At 63.1% G+C, this 21592-nt stretch carries 17 protein-coding genes; 8 read left to right on the top strand and 9 right to left on the bottom strand.

Annotated elements, in window-relative coordinates:
• Positions 1–8: 8 nt before the first annotated feature.
• Both ACX80C_RS15780 and ACX80C_RS15775 read left to right on the top strand, forming a co-directional pair.
• A complete protein-coding gene (locus ACX80C_RS15780; protein WP_459327406.1) occupies positions 9–1661 on the top strand; it encodes an extracellular solute-binding protein in 1653 nt (550 codons plus the stop codon).
• Positions 1658–3451, top strand: coding sequence for a glycoside hydrolase family 35 protein (locus tag ACX80C_RS15775; protein ID WP_459327405.1), 1794 nt, complete (start codon positions 1658–1660; stop codon positions 3449–3451). The genes ACX80C_RS15780 and ACX80C_RS15775 overlap by 4 nt, the downstream gene beginning before the upstream one ends.
• Before the next feature lie 264 nt (positions 3452–3715).
• Here the strand turns inward: ACX80C_RS15775 and ACX80C_RS15770 are convergent, their stop codons facing one another.
• From ACX80C_RS15770 to ACX80C_RS15760, 3 genes are all read right to left on the bottom strand, one after another.
• A complete protein-coding gene (locus ACX80C_RS15770) occupies positions 3716–3844 on the bottom strand; it encodes a hypothetical protein (RefSeq protein ID WP_459327404.1) in 129 nt (42 codons plus the stop codon).
• A gap of 66 nt (positions 3845–3910) precedes the next feature.
• Entirely contained in the window at positions 3911–8050 is a 4140-nt protein-coding gene (locus ACX80C_RS15765) for an endo-alpha-N-acetylgalactosaminidase family protein (protein WP_459327403.1), read from the bottom strand.
• A 148-nt stretch (positions 8051–8198) separates the two neighbouring features.
• Complete coding sequence (locus ACX80C_RS15760) at positions 8199–9056, bottom strand: HAD family hydrolase (RefSeq protein WP_459327402.1); 858 nt, start codon at positions 9054–9056, stop codon at positions 8199–8201.
• A gap of 802 nt (positions 9057–9858) precedes the next feature.
• Here ACX80C_RS15760 and ACX80C_RS15755 point away from each other — a divergent pair.
• A complete protein-coding gene (locus tag ACX80C_RS15755; protein ID WP_459327401.1) occupies positions 9859–10440 on the top strand; it encodes a hypothetical protein in 582 nt (193 codons plus the stop codon).
• A gap of 265 nt (positions 10441–10705) precedes the next feature.
• Here ACX80C_RS15755 and serS read toward each other — a convergent pair whose 3' ends face one another.
• Positions 10706–11980 (bottom strand): serine--tRNA ligase, encoded by a 1275-nt coding sequence (gene serS, locus ACX80C_RS15750; RefSeq protein WP_459327400.1) that lies wholly within the window; start codon positions 11978–11980, stop codon positions 10706–10708.
• Positions 11981–12047: 67 nt separating this feature from the next.
• Here serS and ACX80C_RS15745 point away from each other — a divergent pair, with 67 nt between their 5' ends.
• Entirely contained in the window at positions 12048–13151 is a 1104-nt protein-coding gene (locus ACX80C_RS15745) for a diacylglycerol/lipid kinase family protein (protein WP_459327399.1), read from the top strand.
• Here the strand turns inward: ACX80C_RS15745 and ACX80C_RS15740 are convergent.
• From ACX80C_RS15740 to ACX80C_RS15725, 4 genes are all read right to left on the bottom strand, one after another.
• Positions 13148–13525 carry a hypothetical protein gene (locus ACX80C_RS15740; protein ID WP_459327398.1) on the bottom strand — a complete coding sequence of 126 codons (378 nt, stop codon included), beginning with the start codon at positions 13523–13525 and terminating at the stop codon, positions 13148–13150. The genes ACX80C_RS15745 and ACX80C_RS15740 overlap by 4 nt on opposite strands.
• An 86-nt stretch (positions 13526–13611) precedes the next feature.
• Complete coding sequence (locus ACX80C_RS15735; protein ID WP_459327397.1) at positions 13612–14583, bottom strand: DNA topoisomerase IB; 972 nt, start codon at positions 14581–14583, stop codon at positions 13612–13614.
• A gap of 33 nt (positions 14584–14616) precedes the next feature.
• A complete protein-coding gene (gene pheA / locus ACX80C_RS15730) occupies positions 14617–15564 on the bottom strand; it encodes a prephenate dehydratase (RefSeq protein ID WP_459327396.1) in 948 nt (315 codons plus the stop codon).
• The gene (locus ACX80C_RS15725; protein WP_459327395.1) at positions 15561–15881 is read right to left on the bottom strand and encodes a rhodanese-like domain-containing protein; all 321 of its coding nucleotides are present in this window, start codon (positions 15879–15881) and stop codon (positions 15561–15563) included. Before ACX80C_RS15725 ends, pheA begins: the two co-directional genes overlap by 4 nt.
• Before the next feature lie 82 nt (positions 15882–15963).
• Between ACX80C_RS15725 and ACX80C_RS15720 the strand changes: the two genes are divergently transcribed.
• The 3 genes from ACX80C_RS15720 to ACX80C_RS15710 all read left to right on the top strand — a co-directional run bounded on the left by ACX80C_RS15720 (position 15964) and on the right by ACX80C_RS15710 (position 19646).
• Positions 15964–16716 carry a Type 1 glutamine amidotransferase-like domain-containing protein gene (locus tag ACX80C_RS15720; RefSeq protein WP_459327394.1) on the top strand — a complete coding sequence of 251 codons (753 nt, stop codon included), beginning with the start codon at positions 15964–15966 and terminating at the stop codon, positions 16714–16716.
• Positions 16713–18116, top strand: coding sequence for an amidase (locus ACX80C_RS15715; protein WP_459327393.1), 1404 nt, complete (start codon positions 16713–16715; stop codon positions 18114–18116). The genes ACX80C_RS15720 and ACX80C_RS15715 overlap by 4 nt, the downstream gene beginning before the upstream one ends.
• A gap of 63 nt (positions 18117–18179) precedes the next feature.
• Positions 18180–19646, top strand: a complete 1467-nt coding sequence (locus ACX80C_RS15710) for a peptide MFS transporter (protein WP_459327392.1) — start codon at positions 18180–18182, stop codon at positions 19644–19646.
• A 105-nt stretch (positions 19647–19751) separates the two neighbouring features.
• On the opposite strand, the gene ACX80C_RS15705 is transcribed toward ACX80C_RS15710, so the two are convergent.
• Positions 19752–19907, bottom strand: a complete 156-nt coding sequence (locus ACX80C_RS15705; protein ID WP_459327391.1) for a hypothetical protein — start codon at positions 19905–19907, stop codon at positions 19752–19754.
• A 274-nt stretch (positions 19908–20181) separates the two neighbouring features.
• Here ACX80C_RS15705 and ACX80C_RS15700 point away from each other — a divergent pair, with 274 nt between their 5' ends.
• Positions 20182–21525 carry a choice-of-anchor B family protein gene (locus ACX80C_RS15700; RefSeq protein WP_459327390.1) on the top strand — a complete coding sequence of 448 codons (1344 nt, stop codon included), beginning with the start codon at positions 20182–20184 and terminating at the stop codon, positions 21523–21525.
• Positions 21526–21592 lie beyond the last annotated feature (67 nt).

The following is a 21592-nucleotide window of genomic DNA, read 5'->3' as shown; positions in this document are numbered from 1 at the left end:
AACCATCAATGCCGATGTTCGAAGACCACCGTCTATCACGCCGCAGCCTCCTGGCTGCAGGTGGCATGGGCGCGCTCGCCCTTGCCGCCAGTCCACTCCTTACCGCCTGCACCCCTGGATCCACCGGTGCCGGATCCGGAGCCGCAGGCTCCGCCGCATTACCTACCTATGTACCCTTCACAGGGCTGACACCTGATCTTCCCGGCGACCCCGCCAAGGGCATCAACCCGGCTTTCCTCAAGTATCCAACGGACCGGGTGAGGACTGTCGAGGGAGAAGTCGGCACGGGCGGGGAGTTCTCCGCGTTCGTCGTCTCCTTCAGTCCTCCGCCGCCGCCCTATGCCGGAAACAGCTACTGGAAGGAGATCAACTCCGCACTCAACATCGACTTCAAGCCGACTCTTGTGCCGCAGGAATTCCAGGCCAAGTTGGCCACCATGCTCTCCAGCGGTGATATCCCCGACCTCGTGACCATGTACCTTGGCGAGGCGCAGGCCGTTCGCCGGTTCGAGGATGTGGCCAAGTCCCAGTTCGCTGACTTGTCCGAGCATCTGTCAGGCGACGCGATCGAGGAATACCCCAATCTGGCGCGGCTGGCCCCGGATGCCTGGAAGTCCACCTACGTCGACGGACGGATTTACAGCACTCCAACCCTGCGAATCCCTACCTCGGCGGTTCTGTACCAGCGCGCTGATCTCCTAGAGGAGGCTGGGGCGAACCCCAACCCCACCAGCGGCAAGGAATTCGAGGAAATGTGCGCAGCCCTCACCAATCCGGAGAAGAACCGGTGGGCCATTGCCGGCGAGACAGCCAGCAGCCTGTCCCTGGTCATCTATCCAATGTTTGGTGTGCCGCTGGGTTGGGGGCTCAACGACGGCAAACTCGTCAAAGACCTCGAAACCCCGCAGTGGGAAGAAGCTATCGCCTTCACCGCGAAGCTCTGGAAGAACGGCTACTTCCACCCGAACAGTGGCGCAAGCAGCGGCGCCGACGTTGATGGGTTGTTCCAGAACGGCACCGTTGCACTCATGCAGGACTCATTTGTCCGGTATGCCGTGCGGGCCGATTCAGAGTTCACTCCCAGCATCATGAAACCCTTCTCGGCCAACGGCGGCGAGGTGATCAGCCATGAGGGCTCAGTCATGGACCTGCTCACCTTCGTGAAGAAGGGTTCCCCTGAACGGGTCAAGGAGTCGCTTCGCGTTCTCAACTACCTCAGTGCTCCGTTTGGCAGTGAGGAACACTTCCTGCTCACGTACGGCGTGGGGGGAACTGATCACACCCTGACTGAAGGCCAACCGCTCCTCACCGACGTGGGAAGCAGCGAGGTAAAGAGTCTCTGCCTCCGCTTCATCGCCGGTGGGCCGGACGTGTTGCACGCGTCCAACGGCAACACCGCCATGGTCGAGCGTATGCACGCCCACCAGACCGAGGTTTCACCTCTTCGCGTAACGAATCCGACCAGCGGGATCTACTCGGCCGCTGCCTCCACATCCGGGGCCATCAACCAGAAAGTCGCCGACACGGTCAACGACGTCATTGTCGGACGGCAGCCGATCGGCGCCCTCAAGGACGCGGTTAAGGCCTGGAAGAGTGGCGGCGGCGACAAGATGCGGGCCGACTACGAGAAGGGCATTGAAGAGCAGGGGAAGAGCGCATGACGCTGAACACCAATGAGGTGATGGCGGCGCAACCCGCAACCGCCCACCCCACCCGGCTTAATGTTTCGGGAGCCATGCATTACCCTCGCACGCATCCGGGCCAGTGGCGTGCCCGCCTGGAAGCGCTGTGCCACATGGGTCTCAATACGATCGAGACCTACGTACCGTGGAACCTGCACGAGCCAAAGCCAGGGCAGTACCGCTTCGACGGATTGGCGGATCTGGAACGCTTCCTCGATCTGGTCGCTGAACTCGGCATGGACGCAATTGTTCGCCCCGGGCCCTACATTTGTGCGGAATGGGACAATGGCGGACTGCCGTCATGGTTGACGGGCCGCCCGGGCATCCGAATCCGCACGGCAGACCCGAACTACCTTGGCGCCGTCGACCGCTGGTTCGATGAGCTCATCCCGAGAATCGCCTCGCGCCAGGTAACCCGCGGTGGCAACGTCACCATGGTTCAGGTGGAGAACGAGTACGGCTCCTACGGCAGTGACGAAAAGTATCTCGTTCATCTACGCGACGGTCTGCGCAGGCGAGGCATCGATGTGCCCCTCTTTACCTCCGATGGACCGGAGGATCACATGCTCACCGGAGGTACGGTCAACGGTGCGGCCGCGACCGTGAACTTCGGTAGCAAACAGGTTGAAGCGTTCAGCACCCTCGCCCGACACCGGCCGAAGGACGCGCCGTTCTGTATGGAATTCTGGAACGGCTGGTTTGATCACTGGGGGCGTGAACACCACACCCGCGACGCCGGCGAGGTCGCGGAGGAGCTCAACGCGATGCTTTCCCGCGGCGCGTCCGTCAACTTCTACATGGCCCACGGCGGGACGAATTTCGGCTGCAGCGCCGGAGCAAATCATGATGGCGTCTTCCGGCCGACGGTGACCTCCTACGACTATGACGCACCGCTTGATGAGCGCGGAGCGCCAACAGAGAAGTACTGGCAGTACCGCGAAGTGATTGGCCGCCACGTTGAGCTTCCTGACACGAGCGCGCCCCAGCCAGCGCCCGTCCTGCCAGCCAGGCGTATCGAACTCACCGAGCGGTTGGATCTGCGCACGGTGTGGGAAAGCATTTCGACGCCGCCACGCAATTCACCGCATACCCCCACCCTGGAGGAGTTGGGCGTAGAGCACGGGCTTGTTCGCTACCGGGCACGTATTCCTGGGCCACGTAAGGCATACCCCCTGACCCTGCCTGGGCTGGCTGACCGCGCCCACGTGTACGTCGATGGGAAGCTCCTGATAACCATCTACCGGGACGAGGCTCCTGCTATCGATCTCGCCGTGCCTGAGGGCGGGGTTGAGGTCGAGTTAATCGTCGAATCGATGGGACGCGTGAATTACGGCCCGTTCATCGGCGAATCGAAGGGCCTGGTCGGCGGCGTTCTACACGGACCCCAGCACGTACACGGGTGGGACACCTCCGCACTGGTACTGCCGGACCTGCCCGCCGTGCCGTGGGAGCGTGCAGATAACGCGTCCGACCCCGCAGCTGCAGAGGGGCCGTCCCTCCTGCGCGGTCATCTGGACGTCGATGAACCCGCCGATGCCTTCCTCGACCTCGAAGGTTGGTCCAAAGGCTACGTGTGGGTCAACGGATTTTGCCTGGGGCGGTACTGGGATCGCGGGCCGCAGCGCACGCTGTACCTACCGGGTCCGGTACTTGTTCCCGGAAGGAACGAGGTGCTCGTACTTGAGTTGGACGGCGTGGACCGGCCGGTTGTGCCAGTCGTAGGGAAAGCTGACCTGGGAAGTACTGCGAAGGCTTCATCCTCCGAATAACCAAGCCTGCGGGCTGACAAAGCACCCTTGGAGCGCTGGCTGTGGAATCGTCCACAGCCAGCGCTCTTTCTGTGTGTAGCGGCGAAGTTCGCGGCACACAGAGCCCGGTGCCGCCGTCGTCGTTCGCGGTCCCGCTTCAAGTGCATTTAGAGGAGCTCAGATGGCAAACGCACCGGAGCCTGTTTGCCTAGGACATGACAAAGGCGGAGGTCCACGGCCTTGCGCCGCGAGCCTCCGCCCTTCGTCTAGCGTTGTGGGGCTTGATTAGCCGCCTACGGGTGTTCCCCAGACGTTGAGTTCATCGGCTCCACCGTGGACGGAGGTTCCGACGGAGCTCACGCCCACCAGCTTGATGAACTTGCCCTGCTTGGCCGCGAACTCGACCGGCTGCACAGCGGTGGTGCTGGCGAACCGTCCGGTAGCGACCGACTGGCCCCAGTTGGAGCCGTCGGTGCTGACCTACACTTCGTAATCGCCGAACGTGCGTGGGCCGGGCCGGACCTGGTAGTCCAGACGGTTCACGGAGTAGGCAGCACCGAGGTCGAGGCTGACCGAATGGGGGTACGGATCCATGTTGGTGATCGACGTATGCCATCCGGTGTTCGGATTTCCGTCAAGCACCCGCGACGCACCACTGCCACTCTGCTCCGAGCTCACATTGCTTATTCCGATCTGTGACTGCGGAATAGGCGTCTGGTCGGGTTCGGGATCAACTGGGTCATCGCCGCAGACAAACTTCGCGTCACCCCAGTTGGCGTGGTCGCTGTTGTTACCGTCTCCGGCGTTGCTAACGGCGAGGGTGACGTTATCTACGCCTGTGAGGTCCACCTCGAGGGCTTTGATCGGTGATGCCTTCGTAAGGACGCCGGTTTGAGCAAGAACCTTGCCGTCGCCTAGCACGCTGAAGACAACGGATCCTGCCGTACGTGAGTCGTCAATGCCGACCTGGGCGCTGAAGGTTGCGCACTGGCCGCCGAGATAAAAATTCACCGCACTTTCCGCATGAACCCCGAGGCCCTTGGCGAAGACCTCGCCGCGGATGGTCAAGGGGACACCGTCATCTGGTGCCTTTTCACCGTTGCTCAGGTCAAGCTCCACCGGCCCCCATCCGTTGGTGGCGCTCATCCACTCGTGATCGCTTGCAAAAACCGTGGACGTTGGCGGTGCGGGCGGTGTTTTAACTGTCACTTCGTCGCTCTTCGTGCGCTTCCCCACGGGATCGGTAGTAGTGGTGTAGGAGGCGTTCGCGCCAATGGTGTAATCACCATCCGCATCAGCCGGAGCAGTAACCTGCCACGTGGTTGTCAGGGAGTCGCCCGGAGCAAGCGTCGCCGCAGTTGAATCGTTCTCGGCTGTTGCCGTCCATCCTTCCGGCAATTCCAGACCGACCGCAACACCGGCTATATCCGCAGCCTCCTCAGAGACGAACGTTGTTGTAAATTCGTTCTCGCCGTCGGGCTTGATTGCGCCGCCGTTGAAATCAACAGAGAACTGGGCACACGGCGGGGTTGCTTCGGCCTCGCCGAGATCCTCGACCACGAAGTTGTCCATCACAAGGTCAGCTTCGTTGCCGCCACCGACCAGAGCACGCAAACCAACGTAGTAGTCACCGCAGGTTCCGGCGACGAACTCGGTCGAGAAGCGATCTGTGGTGCGCTGCTCATGCAACGGCACGGAGATCGTGTCAATCGCCTTCGGCTTGCCGTCAACTACCTTGTCGTAGCCCGTGACCCACGAGTAGTAGCCGCTTCGGCTGGACTGATGGTCAAAAGAGACACGGTAGCGGTGCCCCGGTTCGAACCGGACGGATTGCGGCACGGTCCGGTAAACCAGGCCAACTCGTTCCTCATGTGCTTTGAGCGACTCCTCGCCGTCAATCACATCGTCGATCAACTTGCCATTCCACCCCGTCTGCGTGAACGGAGCGTTCCGCTGCGCGATGTGGGTCCGCGGACCTGCGATTCCGCCGGTGTCACCCTTGATGAAGGGGTACCAGCCCTGCGTGACGTCCTCGAAGTTCTCGCTGACGACGACACCCTCGCCGCCCGCCCTCGGACCCTTGGTTTCGACCACCCGGAGATTGTCCAGCCGGACCGAAGCGTCGCCCGCTGCAGCGCCGATCTTCAGCATTGCAGTATCGGAACCCTCCGGCACCTCGAACCGCACTTCGACCGTCTGTGTGTAAGTGCCGAGCTTCTCGTCGGCGTTCAGATAGTTGTAGGCAGTCGACCGGTCAACAAAGGTCTCAGTAGTCTTGCCGCCCGAAGTAACAGCCAGGGTGGTGCGCCGGGTCTTGGCCGGCTCAACCTCAACCTGAAGGTTCGCAGCCCACGTACCGGGGGTCAGGCCGGAAATCTTCTGGCTGATGGACGTCTCAGCGCCAGGGCGAAGGATTGCCTCGTACTGGCCCTTTGCATTGATCTCAACCGCTGCATCACCAGTTGTTTCCCACGCATCCAGATTTCCGGCGTTGAAGCCCGGGTCCACGAGGTGCGAGCCCTCGCCCCACTGTGTCTTCGGACCAACTACACCGGAGATGGCACGGCGCTCAAGCACGTAGGCGGTACCCGCCTCAGCCTCCAGCGTTACGGCTCCCCCATTGACCCTAACTTCGCCCTTGTACTCTCGGCCCTGGTCGGTCAGTTCGTACAGTCCGAGCTTCTTCGCATTGGCCCACCGCTCGGTCAGATCCCAGGTGGTCGGGCCGCCGTCGGTGTTGTAGTGGTACAGCTTCTCCGGGCCGTTGTCAGTCTTCCAGGGCAGCAGGTAGGAATCTCCATCGAGCACCATGGCGTCGTCGACGTACGCCTTACGGTCCGCCATGTTGTCGCCCTCGTTCGTCGCACGGAGACCGCCCGTGAACCGGATCTCGTTGGCCTCCCAGTCCACGATCTGCTCCTGCTGAAGGAACTTCGTAGGCAGGTTGCGCTGCCAGACGTTGTCGTGGAAAACATTCCAGTCGACCTCGGCAGTCCAGCCCTCGAAATCGCGCAGTTCCGAGTTTCCGAGAATGGGATGCGGATTCCACGTGTCCTTCTGGCTGTTGCGCACAAAGCGGATCAGCTGCGAGTTCAAACCCTTGTTCGTCTGACCGCCATATGACTCGTCATTGGCCCAGTGGGACCACAACGAGTGCCGGTCAAAGTGGTCAGACCACTCGGTGGTGACCTGGAAGCCCATGTCGTTGAGCTCGTTACCCAGCCGGTTCTGCAGCCAGCCGTACTCGTAGTAGACGTCAAGGTAGAGGGCATCAAGTCCCGGAGCTTCAGTTCGCAACTGCTGGAACCGCTCCAGTACATCGTTGCTTACCATGTCCCTGCGCATGTCGATGAAGTAGCTCTGGTCCAGCCAGTTCCAGCCCTTACGGTTCTCATCGACCAACTCGTCGCTGAAGTTGTTTGCTACCGGATAGGCCTCAGTAGCATTGACGTGGACGCCGAAGTCAGCGCCGACCTTGCCTCCTTCCTCGATGAGAAGGTTCATCGCGTCGAGGCCCCCGGCACGTTTGTTGTAGTTTCCGCCATAGTCAGGATGCGCCGAATCATGGCCCTCGGACTGGTAGCCCTTGAGGATTGTGAGCTGCCCCAGGTTGTCGGTAGCCAGCGCGATGCGCTTCGTGTCGTCAAGAGTACGCAGGAAGGGGTGGGTGGCCATGCTGCCGAAGTTGTACGGGATGCGCTGGATCACCCGATCAGCCGTTTGATCAGCACCCAGCGGGGTTGCGACGACATCGCGGAGCGCAAGGGCGCCGTCCTGCCAATCGACGGTCTTGTCTCCGTTCGCATCAGGAGTAACGACCACCTTGGCCCACGGCAGTTCCTCAACAAATGGTGCGCCGTCAGCGCGATAAGTCCACTGGCCGCTCCACAACCCGATCTCGGTGTGGGTGCCGCTCTTGGTTGCCTGGCGCCAGACCCGGCGGTCATCACCGCCGGCATCGGAGGTGTAGTCGGATGCCGAGTTCGTTTCGAACGCTGCTGCCAATTGGTCGGTGTTGACCACGGCGTAGGCAGAACCCTGAGGTGCGGCATCGGCCGGGGTGGCAGCGGTAACGGAAGTGTGCGTATCACCGCTGGTGGTCCGATCGTTCGACAGAACGGCAGTGGTTACGGTGGCGCCGGGCTGGTCAGAGCCTATGGAGAGGAGATTATGTCCAGGAATGTCTATTGTGCCTACGCGAAAATTTTCGACGTCGGTGATCTGATCGACCGCGAAGGTGGTGGTGTTGCCCTCCAGGCTCAAGGAAGCGGACATCGACACCCCCTCAAGAGCCGGGAAGGTCAGCGCGTAGGACACCTTCGACCGGCTCTCCTGTTCCGCTTCAACTGAAACATCGTAGGTTTCTCCGTTGATCACCACCGAGGAGAGAGGGTCGCTACGACCCTCAAGTGCGCGGCCGCGGTTATCTGTGTACTCGACAACCTGTGGAAATTCTGAGCTGACTTCAACCTGCAGCTTCCCTGAGCTGAGCAGCAGCGTGTCCTCGGACGGAGCCGCAGTAGCGGGCCCGGGGACAGCCATCGTCGAGAGCAGCGCAGTCACTCCAAGAAGGGTGCCGGTCGTCGCCGCTATTCGGCGATTGTGCGTTTGCTTCTGCATGTAATTCCGATCGTCAGTGAACGGGACCGGCGCACTTGTGCGCGGTCGGGCACGACGGCACCTTTGCGGGCTGACCGATAGTGCTCAATATCACACAGTAGGGCAGTGGTGCTTCAATAGCAACGCATGAAGGCAGTGCGGACTGAGCCTAACGCTCCTTGGACCCGCGCTTGGTGAGCGAGCGCAGAACCTTGGCGGCGCCGTCGTCGTACACCGATCCCGTTACCTCCGATGCTGCGGCCTGCACCTCATCCGGCGCCTGCCCCATGGCCACGCCGCGGGCGGCCCAGGACAGCATCTCGATGTCGTTGCGCCCGTCGCCGATCGCGACTGTATGCGAAGGGTCGACGTCGAGGCGCCTGCGGACGAGCTCCAGTGCGCTCGCCTTCGTGACGCCCGACGCCGCGATGTCCAGCCACGCCGTCCAGCCCACCGAGTAGGTGACGCCGTGCAGGCCGATGGTTTCGACGGCATTGCCGAACTCCTCGGCGGTGCTGTCAGTGCTGAAAACCACCACGCGGACAGCGCGCGCCTGGAGCATGCGCTCGAAGTCGACACTCTCGGCTTCCGCTCCGAAGCTTGCGTCCTGGAAACGCTCGGTGGAGAGGAACTTGCCCTGGTCGTCCTCGAGTGCGAACTTGGCGGTCGGGAGGCTCTTGCGGAGTGCGACGAGCGCCGGTTCCGGATCGAAAACCACCCGATTGACGATCTCGTAGCCGTCGTCGAACGCGTCCACGTCGATGCGGAGGGTAACGCCGCCGTTGGAGCACACAGCGTGGCCACGGGTCAGGCCGATCTTTTCGATGATGGGAAGCGTGGCACCCAGGGACCGGCCGGTGGCGATCACTACGTCGTGGCCGGCGTCGACGACGGCGGCAGCGGCTGCGCGCACCTCGTCCGACATCTGTCCTTCGTGGTCAACGAGCGTTCCGTCGACGTCGAGTGCGATCATCTTCCGTGTTGTCTTCTGCTGGTCATCGATGCCAGCGTGAAATGTAGTTGTCATCATCTAAGTGAACCAGAAGTGGCCTACGCGCAGGTAGGGAACAGGTCACAGCTTGGCCAACGTGAGGTTACGGCTTGTGGCGCTTCCTGAGTTCACCCGCTCGGTCGTCGCCCCGGTCGGCGCCCCGTTTCCTGGCGCCGATGTCTTCCTGCGATGGGTTGCGGCTTGTTCGACGCGATACGGACCAGCGACACCGTAAGGACTGGGTCGGTGCGCCGAAACGCGTCAGTTGAGCCGTAGTGCTTCGAACGACGACGACGGGGCACCTTCCGGCCGCACCGCCGCCGCGCGTGCGCCTGGCCGCAGCACTATCGAGCGCGGCGCACCTTTCCTCAACAATCGGTGTATTTCGTGCGCCTTATCCACATGATCCCTCAATCCCGAGCGCCGGAGCAGCGTGTACCTCATCCTCGAGAACATGGATCTACCTCGGTTGCTGGTAAGTGCGGACCTCGAGAAGCTCGGTCAGGACAGCAAGGTGTTGCGGAGGCAACGCGACGCCGGAAAACTCACCCGAATCCGCCGCCGAGTCTATGTCACCACCGCATCTTGGCGGGAGCTTCAACCCGATGACAAACATAGGCTCCTCGCCCGCGCCCTAACGACGACGGCCATTCACTCACCCCGCTTCTCCCACGGATCCGCAGCAATCCTCCTCGGCATTCCCCAGCGGTCGGCTCCCCCTCGGCTTGTCTGTTCCCATACCGATCGGGGCGGCAGGAGCCGTTATGGCGTGGTCCGACGGTCGTCCCGTGAACATCAGCGATTTATCACGCTGGACGGGATCACTTTGACTGACCGCTTGACCACGCTGCTGGACCTCGCCAGCGACGGGGAGTTCGAGAATGCGGTGATCGCCTGGGACTTCTGCCTCAATCGCGAGCGCTCCGGCCGTTCCGGGGTGTCGAGATCGGTGCTGCAACGAGCGGTCGACAACTTGCCGGCCGGGGCGTTCAGTCGGCGATGCAGTGCCGTGCTCGACTTCGCCATCGACAATTCCGGCTCAGTAGGCGAATCCCTCAGCCGCGCAGCTATCTATAAGCTCGGCTTCCCGGCGCCAACCGTGCAACAGGTCTTCCACGACTCCGCTGGACGCCACATTGCAACGACAGACTTCTATTGGAAGCATGCTCGGCTGGTCGGCGAATTCGACGGCCGCGCCAAGTACGCACGCGACGAGTATCTACGCGGCGCGGCGCCCCACAGTGTGGTGGTGGCTGAGAAGATACGCGAGGACAAAATCCGTGCAAAGGGAGAACGTGTGGTTCGGTGGCTCTGGGAAGACGCCGATGATGCAGAGCGCCTGCGGTCGCTGCTGATGCAGGCTGGACTGCAGCAGTCCTACCGCCGCTTAGCACCCGGGCGCTGGCGACCGATTGCGTAAGCGCGGAGCTTCGGCGGACAACGGGCGGGCGGCGATCCGTCGTCGTCGTTCAAGCCTCGCTTCTGCAACGCATTACGGCGTCTTTGACGCGTTGCGGACCAGGGACACCGTAACGACAGGGTCGATCGGCCGAAACGCGTCAGGTGAGCCGAAACGCGTCAGGAAACCGAGTCGACACAGCGCAGGCCGAGCACCAACCCACGCCGAGCGGAACCCACCGCCGAACCATCCCGCGCCGAACCAATCCGCGCCGGGCGGAACTCGGCTAACGCCCCGCAAGGACCGGAAGCACGTCCATCCCACCGAGGTACGGACGCAACGCGGCGGGTACATTCACTGACCCGTCGGGGTTCTGGTGGTGCTCAAGGATTGCTACGAGCCAGCGGGTGGTCGCGAGCGTACCGTTCAGCGTGGCCACAGCCCGCGTGGACTTGGCACCGGCCACCCGCTCACGGATATTCAGGCGCCGGGCCTGAAAGCTCGTGCAGTTCGAGGTGGACGTCAGTTCACGGTAGGCGTTCTGGGTGGGAACCCACGCTTCACAGTCGAACTTCCGGGCAGCGGACATCCCCAGATCCCCGGCCGCGGTGTCGATAACCCGGTACGGCAGCTCGACCTTGGCCAGCATCTCCTCCTCCCAGGCGAGCATCCGCTCATGCTCTGCATAGGAATCTTCCACCGTGGTGTAGGAGAACATCTCCACCTTGTTGAACTGGTGGACGCGGATGATTCCGCGGGTGTCCTTGCCGTGGGATCCAGCCTCGCGCCGGTAGCACGATGACCAGCCCGCGTAACGCAGCGGGCCACTGCTCAGATCCACGATCTCGTCCGAGTGGTACCCGGCCAGGGCAACCTCCGAAGTGCCCGTCAGATAAAGGTCATCCTCGGCAACCCGGTAGATCTCGGCGTCGTGCTGGACATCAAAACCGGTGCCCTGCATGGTCTCTGGGCGCACCAGGGTAGGAGTAATCATCGGTGTGAAACCGGCTGCCACGGCCTGATCCATTGCCATGTTCAGCAACGCAAGCTCAAGCCGGGCACCAACACCCTTCAGGAAGTAGAACCGGGAACCGGAAACCTTGGCGCCGCGCTCCATGTCTATCGCGCCGAGCAGCTCGCCGATCTCGAGGTGGTCCCGCGGCTGAAAGTCGAACTCCCGTGGGGCTCCAACCGTCTTGACGACGGTGAAGTCGTCTTCACCGCCGGCAGGCACCCCATCGAGGATGGCGTTCGGAAGGCGCCGCAGCAGGGCCTCAGACTCAGTCTTCGAAGCCTCCGCCTCACCCGCAGCGGCCTTGACGGAAGCAGCCAGTTCCTTCACCTCGGCCAGCAGCGACTGCTTTTCCTCGCCCTGCGCCTTGGCAACGCGCTTGCCGTACGCGTTCTGCTCCGCCCTCAGTGTCTCGGCACTGGTGACCGCTTCACGACGCCTGGAGTCCGCAGACATGATCGCGTCAACAAGAGACTCATCCGCGCGCCGTGAGCGCTGCGAGAGGCGGAACTTTTCAGGATTGTCGCGAAGTTCGTTTACGTCGATCACCCACCAAGACTACCCAATTCGGCCTGCGCGCCCGGACCCGCGTCCGGAAGGATACTCTTGGGAAATCATGCCCCTCGAGTGGATCATCGCCGCCCTGGCCGTCATAGCCGCAGCCGCGTCAGCGTTCAGCTGGTGGGGGGTACGCAAGTTGCGCCGCGAACGCGTCCCGGCGCCGCAGGCCAACCCCGCATCAATCCAGACAACCGGAGACCGGCAGCGCGTTGCCCTCATCCTGAACCCCGTGAAGCTGGGTGCGGGCCTCGCGCGCGAGCAGGTCGAACAGGCCTGCTCCGACGCCGGCTGGGACCCCCCGCTGGTCCTTGAAACCACCGTGGCCGAGCCGGGCACCACCCAGGCGCACCAGGCGGTGAAGGAAGGGTACGACGTCGTCCTCGCCGCCGGCGGCGACGGCACTGTCCGCGCGATCGCGCCGGCTCTGGTCCATAGCAACGCCGCCCTTGGCCTGCTCCCGCTCGGCACCGGCAACCTGCTGGCACGCAACCTCGGCATCGCGGTGAACGACGTGCCCCGCAGCGTGCGCCAGGCGTTGCACGGCGCGGGACGGCGCATCGATATGGGCCGGGTTGAGCTGCGGAACGAACGCACCGGCGTCAGCGGCCAGCACACGTTCCTGGTCATGGGAGGTGTGGGCCTTGACGCCATTGTTGTCGCCGCCACCCGGGACGCGCTGAAGAAGAAGCTCGGCTGGCTCGCGTACAGCGAGGCCGGCATGCGGAGCCTGCCGGGCAAGCGTCAACGGATGACGATCAGCATCGACGGCGGCGCGTGGCAGACCCGGAAGGTCCACAGCGTGCTCTTCGCCAACTGCGGGAAACTGCCCGGTGGGATCACGTTCGTACCGGACGGAACAATTGACGACGGCTTCCTCGACGTCATCATCACCAGCCCCCGCAGCATCCTCGGTTGGCTCTGGGTTGCGGCGAAGATCGTGTTCCGGCACCCGGGCCCGATTCCCGTGATCACCTACCACCAGGTAAAGCGGGTGGACGTGAAAGTTTCCGAGGCGACCGGCACCCAGCTCGACGGCGACACTTCCGGCGACATGACTTCCCTCAGTGTCGAGGTAGTCCCCGGCGCACTGATGGTCCGGGTGCCTGGGAGGGCAACCGGACCATCAGTGGGAATGTTCAGCAGTTCAACGGAGCGCTAGCGGCGATCGCTTTCATCCGCTGCGCCATCCTGCAGGGACGGCACGGAGTCGACGTCGGTGTACTCGCCTTCCACATCGGCGTCATTGTCGGAAACGCCGTCGGCGTCGGTGTACTCACCTTCCGTCGGGGCGTCCTGACCTTCGGTGTAGCCGCCGTCGGAATTGGCAGTCTGCGCGCCGGTGTACCCACCGGTAGTGCCTGACGCCCCTCCCGCTTCGGGATCAGCGTTCTGGGCCTGGCTGTTGATGAGCTGCTGCTCCTCGGCGAAGCGCAGGTCATTCCCCTGGTCCCCGGCGTCACCGTGCCAGTTCGGGTCCGACGTAGCTCCGTCTCCCTTGTTGGGGTTCACGTTCTCCTGTGGCTGCTCACTCATGGTGCCTGCCTTTCCTTCAAGGTTCGCGCCGCTGGCCGGACGCTCACCATCAGCCTACTTACCAACCCGATGCAGCAAAAGGATTCTCACTCTTTAAGCAGCTCGCGAACAGCCTTCTCAGATGCCGAATAACTCCCCACCGGTATCACTTCACCGGACATGAACCTGTCAACCAAACGCGGGTCCACATATGAACTCCGCGCAATCGCGGGCGTATTCCCGAGATGGTCGGCCACGGAGCGCATGGTCGCCGCCACCGCCTTCTGCCTGGCCGTGCGGCTGGTTGCCTTGAGGTCCATTCGTGCCAGCTCCATTGCCGCAACTACGGTTGCCTGCCAGGTCCGGAAGTCCTTGGCCGTGAAGCCGCCGCCGGTGACCTGCCGGAGGAATTCGTTCAGCTGCGCTGCTTCGACGTGATGCCAGGAGCCATCCGACGTCCGATAGGCCAGCATGGTGTCTGCACCTTCCCGCCGCAGCATGGGGCGGAGCGCGGCTGCCAGGTCGGAGTCCTCGATGGTGCTGTCCCACTGCTGGCCGCTCTTGCCCGGGAACTGCAGCGTAATGACCGAGCCGCTGATCTTCACGTGCTCCACCTGAAGGGTTGTGACCCCGAAGGAACCGTTCTCCGCCGCGTACTGTGCGGATCCGATCCGAAGCGCTCCGGAGTCCACGATCCGCAGGGCGGCGGCGAAGGCGCGCTCCCGTTCACTGCCGTTTGCCCGCAAATGTTGGGTGATAACCCGCCGGGCGCTGGGGAGGCCCTCACCGAAGTCCAGCGCCCGGTCGAACTTCTCCCGGTCCTTCTTCTCCCGCCAGGCCTCGTGATAAATGTACTGGCGGCGGCCGGCGTCGTCGGTCCCCAAAGCCTGAATATGCCCGTTGGGGTATGGACTGATCCAGACATCCCGCCAAGCCGGCGGAATGACCAGGTCCTTTACCCTTTCCAGCTCATCAGGAGCGAGAGGCTCGCCCTCCTGATTCCGGTAGCTGAAGCCGTTCCCGTGACGGCGGCGCGTATACCCGGGCTTGTTACAGTCACTGCGGCGAAGTCGTGGCAAGTTACCTCCCGGGTTGGAGCACTGCAGGGAAAACTAGCCTATGTCCTCCGAGCCCGGTTCGGCGGAGCGCAAGAGGGATGCGACCCAGCCATGCGCGGCCTGGAACGCCTGATCGGTGGTGTGCCGTGCAACCTCGTATTCACGGCGGTCGGCCCGCGCGTAGGAGCCCAGGAACCGCAAACCCGGACTGATTCGGTGCAGACCCTGCAGGGCATCCGCCACCCGTGCGTCCGCCACGTGGCCGTCCGCATCGATGCTGAAGAAGTAGTCACCGAGGAAGAGGCCCGTAGGCCTGGATTCGATGCGGCTCAGGTTGACGCCGCGGGCGGCGAACTGGTCCAGGATTTCCATCAGCGCACCCGGATGGTCCTCCGGCAGCGGGATTACAAGCGTTGTCTTGTCGGCACCCGTGCGGGCCGGCAGGATGTCCGGCTTGCTCACGAGGATGAACCGGGTAACGGCGTCGCCAACGTCCCCGATGTGGTCAGCGATCACGCGTAGTCCCAACCGCTGTGCCACCAGGGGTGAGCAAATCGCCGCGTGGTGGCCGGCGTCGTCGTCGAGCAGGGCGTGTGCGGCGGCAGCCGTGGAGGAGGACGGAACGTATTCCGCTTCTGGAATGTTCTTCTCGGTCCAGCCCCGACACTGAGCCCAGGCGTGGCCGTGGGTCGCGACAAACCGAATGTCCTCCAGCTCGAGGCCCGGACGGGCCACCAGGACGAAGGAGATCGGCACCAGGACTTCGCGGATGATCCGCAGTGGGTCACCGCCGGCGATCGCATCAAGAGTTGCCGAGACTCCGCCCTCCACAGAATTCTCGATGGGAACCATAGCGGCTCGGACGCGGCCGTTCCGAACGAGATCCAAGGCGGCGTTCACCGTTGCCGCGGGGACGCGCTCGGCGGTATCGGCGCCGGGAACCTGCAGAAGTGCAGCTTCCGTGAATGTTCCCTCAGGGCCGAGGTAGGCGTAGGAGCTCATAGGACGCGTGGCTCGCTGTCGGTCTCGGAAACCATGGGTTTCGAGGCTTCAATCCAGGCGTCCATTCCGCCGCGGACATTGAACGCCGAGTACCCGTTGCCCACAAGCCACTCGGTCACGCGGAAGGACCGTCCACCGGTGCGGCAGATGACATGCAGGTCCTCGTCCGGGTCAAGTTCATCGAGGCGCGCCGGAATCTGGTCCACCGGGATGTGCAGTGCACCCTCGATGTGGCCGGCCTCCCACTCGTAGTCCTCCCGCACATCGAGCACGGTGGTGTTCTCGCCGATGGCGTCTACGGGCACGTCGTCACTCATGGTTTCCCTCGATCCTCTCAGAACTGCATCCAAGCCTATAGTGGAGGCGAACCCGGCCCACAACGATTGCATAGGGGTGCCCATGCCCGCTGACCAGCCGACCATCCTCGCGACCTCCGGCGGCTACCGGCGCGGGAAGCGCGTGGATGTGGAGTTCAACGCACTGATCCATCACGCCGTCGAACTGGCAGGGGTCTCCGGCAGAGCTCCCCGGATCACCCATATCGGCACGGCGGGCGGGGATTCGCGCGAGTGGAACTTTCGCTTCACCGAGGCAGCGCGTGTAGCGGGTTTCGAGCCGACGTGCCTTAACCTCTTCACCATGCCGAACGTCGAGGACATGGAAGCCCACCTGCGCAAACAGGACATGGTGTGGGTCAATGGCGGGTCAGTGGTCAACCTTCTGGCGGTCTGGCGGGCTCACGGCCTGGACGGGATGCTGCACCGGGCCTGGGAATCGGGGGTGGTGCTCAGCGGTGTGTCCGCCGGGTCGCTGTGCTGGTTCCAGGGCGGCGCGACCGACTCCTTCGGGCCGGAGCTGAGGCCGGTCACCGACGCGCTCGGATTCCTGCCCTACGGCAACGGCGTCCACTACGACTCCGAGGAGCAGCGGCGCCCGTTGATTCACAAGATGGTCTCGGACGGCCAACTCGGCGAAACACACTGCACCGACGACGGCGTCGGGCTGGTCTACGCGGGCACGCGCCTGGTGGAGGCGGTCTCTGAGGTGCCGGGCAAGGGTGCGTACATCGTCCGGGCGCGTGCGGGCGAGAGCGTGGACGCCGTCGCTGTGGAGGAACGCATCGAGCCCCGGCTGCTGGATGCACCCGCATGACTGAGCTTCACGAGCTGACAGGCCTCCAGCAGCGGGACGCCCTGCGCAGCGGCGAGCTGAGCGCTCGGGAACTGACCGGGCACTACCTCGATCGCATCGGTGCCCTGAATCCGACCCTGGGCGCGTTCATCACCGTCACCGCCGAGTCGGCTCTCGCCGAGGCCACCGCAGCCGACCAGCGACAGGTTAGCGGGAAGGATTTGCCCCCGCTGCACGGCCTGCCGCTCGCGCACAAGGATCTGGCCGACGTCGTCGGCGTCGTCACCACCCATGGGAGCGCTGCGCTGGACCGAGCGGTGGCGCCCTCGGACTCGCCGCTGGTTTCCGTGCTGCGGAGGGCCGGCGCGATCAGCCTCGGAAAGACGCAGGTTCCCGAGTTCGGCCTGAGCTGCTACAGCGAGAACCTGATAGCGCCGCCGTCGCGTAATCCGCTGGATCCCGCGCTGAGCTCCGGGGGCTCCTCCGGGGGGAGCGCCGCGGCGGTGGCGGCCGGCATGATTCCCTTCGCTCCGGCGACCGACGGCGGCGGCTCCGTCCGGATCCCAGCGGCGGCAACAGGGCTGATCGGCCTCAAGCCCAACCGCGGTCGCGTCCCGTCGGGAGCCGGGCAGAGCGACCTCGGCCAGTTCGTGGTGGCCGGGCCCCTGGCGAGGACGACGGCGGATGCCGCCCTGCTGCTCGATGCCATGGTGGATGAGCCGAACTACCACGCCACCAGTGCCGCCGCGCATGAGCCGTTCCTCGACGCGGTACTGCGGGCGGAGGGAAGGTACCGGATCGGCGTGAGCACCGCCTCCCCCTTCGCTTCAGCCTTCCCCATCGCGCTCGACGACGACGCGCAGGCCGGCTTCGAGGCGGGGCTGAAAGCGCTCACCGCCGTCGGGCACGACGTCACCGAAGCCGACCTGCGGTACGACGGGCGGTACCACGAAGCGTTCCAGACAGTGTGGACGGCGGGTCTCGCTGTTGCACGGATCCCTCCCAGCCGCGAACCCGACCTGACGACGCTGACACGGACGCTCCGTCGTCGTGCGCAGGAGCGGACCGCGACCGATCTTGCCGCCGCCGTCGACGTCCTGCGCCAGTTCGAACAGGACACGATCGAGCAGTACGCGGCGTTCGACATGATCGCGACGCCGGCGCTCGGCATGAGCCCGCGGCCCATCGGTTGGTACACCTCTGAAGATGCGGACACCGACTACCGGCTCCAGTGCCAGTACTCGCCCTACACCTCGATGGTGAATGTGTGTGGGCTGCCAGCGATTTCCGTGCCCGTATTCACCACGGCTGCAGGTCTGTCCATGAGCATCCAGCTGATCGGCCGGCCCAGTGCCGAAGCTTCCCTGCTTGCGGTTTCCGCGCAGCTCGAGGAGCACATTCGGGGGAACCAAAATCCATAAGCATAACTGTTCAGTCGGGGTTTGGATATGACAGTCCGAAATGTGACTGGCAACATGGAGTAAATGAGCACAACTCCAGGTAGTACCGCCAACCCGGCGGAAAGAACATTCTTCGGTCATCCCCGGATGCTTGCCCACCTCTTCAGCCTTGAGGTCTGGGAGCGGTTCTCGTTCTATGGGATGCAGGCCATCCTTGCTCTCTATATGTACTTCGAGGTCACCGACGGCGGCCTGGGTATTGACCAGTCACTCGCGCTCACCCTCGTTGGCGCCTACGGCGGAAGCGTCTACCTTTCCACAATCCTCGGCGCCTGGCTCGCCGACAGGATTCTCGGATCCGAGCGGGTCCTCTTCTATTCCGCAGTCATGATTATGCTTGGCCACATCTCGCTGGCAGTGCTGCCCGGCGCCGTTGGGCTCACAGTCGGTCTTGCCCTGGTGGGAATCGGATCGGGTGGCCTGAAGGCAAACGCAACCTCGCTCGTCGGAACCCTATATAAAGAGGGCGACGAGCGTCGCGACGCCGGCTTCTCGATCTTCTATATGGGCATCAATCTTGGTGCTCTCTTCGGTCCGCTACTCACCGGATACCTCCGAGACACAGCCGGTTTCCACTGGGGCTTCGGGGCTGCCGCCGTCGGTATGGCCATCGGCCTCGTCCAGTACTCATTCGCCCGGAAAGGATTCTCCGAGGACGCCCACATCGTCGAGAACCCACTTCCGCGCTCTCAGTACGGACGCTGGATTGGTGTCGCCGTAGGCGCCGTCGTTCTGATTGCGATCGCCCTCATGCTCGGCTGGATCTACCCGGGCAATCTCGCGACCGTTATGGCCTGGGCTGCGATCATTGCTGCGGTCGCCTACTTCGTGATCATCCTGACCAACAAACACGTCTCGCACGTCGAGCGTCGACGCACCACTGCCTTCATTCCGCTGTTCATTGCCGGCGCTGCATTCTGGGCGCTATACCAGCAGCTGTTCACGTTGATCATCGTGTATTCCGAAGAGCGCGTGGACCGTATTGTGTTTGGCCTCGAAATTCTGCCGGAGTGGATCATTTCGTTCGTGCCGGTGTACGTCATCGTGCTTGCGGCTGTCTTCGCTGCTCTCTGGACCAAGCTCGGCGACAGGCAGCCGTCTTCGCCGTTGAAGTTCGCCTTCGGCCTGATCGGTATCGGCATCGCCTACCTGATGTTCCTCCCGTTCGCAGGGGGCGGGGAAAACGCAACACCGCTCATTGCCATCGCGTTGATCCTGCTCGTCTTCGTGATCGCCGAGCTTCTGATCTCACCGATCGGCCTTTCCGTGGCCACCAAGCTGGCGCCGAGCAAGTTCCGTACGCAGATGGTCGCGTTGAACTTCCTCTCGATCTCGCTCGGAACAACACTGTCCGGCATACTCGCGAGTAGGTACGATCCGGAGAACGAAGGTGCCTACTTCTCGATCCTCGGCATCACCATCGTGGTGCTGGGCGGAGTCCTGGTTGCAGCGACTCCGGCCATCAAGAAGCTGATGAGCGGCGTTCGCTGACTTTCACCCATTACGACGACGACGGCGCCCCCCTTTCGTTTGGGGGGGCGTCGTCGTCGTTTTTGTGCCCGGTCGGTTGGGTGACCGGTCAGCTTTTGTGACCGGTCAGGAGCCGTTGTCGTCAGTCTCGTTCTCCGGGCCGGGGCCGCCGTAGCCGCCCTCGTTCAGGGCGCTGGACTTACCGGCGTCCTTGTTCTGGTCGTCGGCTTCGGTTTCTGTCTCGGTCTCGCCGATCTCGTCGCTGGTGGGGTTCTCGCTCATGACACAACCTTTCGTTGACGGTGCTCCCAACGTACCTCCGCCTCTGGTGCCCGCACTAGAGCGCTGTCGATGCGTAACGCTGCTATTTCTGCCCCCTTTGATGGGTGTCCGGAACGGCGTGGCACTGCCGATGTGGTGTGACGGGGTTCACAACAGTGCAGCCGCAACATAGGCTCGAAAGCGCCGTTCAAATCCCCAGTGTTCACCGGCAGCGCGGTCGGCGGTTCCGCGAATGACGTGTGCAACGCTCCAACTCCCCACGGAAGGTACGACTATGTGGTCTCGAATTGGCGGCGCACTCATGATGAGTGCGGTGTTGGCAGTAGGTATAGGAAGCGTGGCTGTCGCGCATGACGATGGCAAGGGAATCATCCATCCGCCGTCGATGGAAGCCCAGGAATGGGAGTTTGAAAACGTGGCCGGAGCCAGCGCCAACCCGGACGGCAATGCGCCACGGGGGCATGCGCCGTGCATCAAGGGGATGGCCGCCAAGACCTTCCCCTGTGACGGTGTCGACATGATGAGCCACCTCACCCGCGCCGACCTCGGTCTCAGTTTCGTGAATGACATCTGGGGCTGGACGGATTCTCAGACCGGAGATGATTACGCCATCGTCGGGGGCACCGAGGGCACTGTGTTCGTGAACATCTCGGATGCCAAGCGCCCTGAGGTTCTCGGAATCCTGCCAAGCCACTCAACAGTCGGCGGACAATTCTGGCGGGACATCAAGGTTCACGACGATCACGCGTACGTCGTATCGGAGCACACAGGACACGGGCTCCAGGTCTTCGACCTTACGCAGCTTCGCGACACTGACGCCGGTGACAACGTGTTCGAGGAAACCGCGCACTACGCAGGCTTCGGCAACGCTCATAACCTCAACATCAACGAGGATTCCGGGTTTGCCTACGTTGTAGGATCGCAGACCTGCGACGGCGGACTTCACATGGTCAACCTCAGCGACCCCGCAAGTCCCTCAGCTGCCGGGTGCTACTCGGAGGCGGGCTATATCCACGACACTCAGTGCGTCAACTACGACGGACCTGATGCCAGGTATCAGGGTCGAGAAATTTGCATCAACTCCAATGCCGAACCGACATCCTCCGGCCTGGAGAATACTGTGACTATCTCCGATGTCACGGACAAGGAGAACCCAGTCACTCTTTCGAGGGTTTTCTACGACAACGACGGGTACAGCCACCAGGGCTGGCTCACACCCGATCAGGGCTACTTCCTGCACGGTGATGAACTGGACGAAGTGAACAACGGAATCAACACCACCACTCGTGTGTGGGACGTTCGTGACCTGGAGAATCCGGTCATCATCGGAAGCCATGACAACGGAACCACCTCCATTGACCACAACATCTACACCAAGGGCGATCGGGCGTTCGCGTCCAACTACACCTCCGGCCTGCGGATCTTCGACACCTCGGATGTTGAGAGCGGAAACCTGGACGAGATCGGGTTCTTCGATCTCTACCCGGAGAACGACAACGCCACGTTCGAAGGCGGGACGTGGAGCAACTATCCGTACTACGAGCAGAACATCGTTGCGGTGGCCAGCATCGAGCGGGGACTCTTCCTGCTGAAGCCGCGGGGTAACGTCGGCGGCTAGCGCCAGCGCCTGACCGCAGGAAGTCAGCGGAAGTGATCCGGATCCTCGAATTTCCTGGTCGCTTCCG

The sequence above is a fragment of the Arthrobacter tecti genome (assembly GCF_054511355.1).
This window is presented reverse-complemented; position numbering and strand designations above follow the sequence as displayed.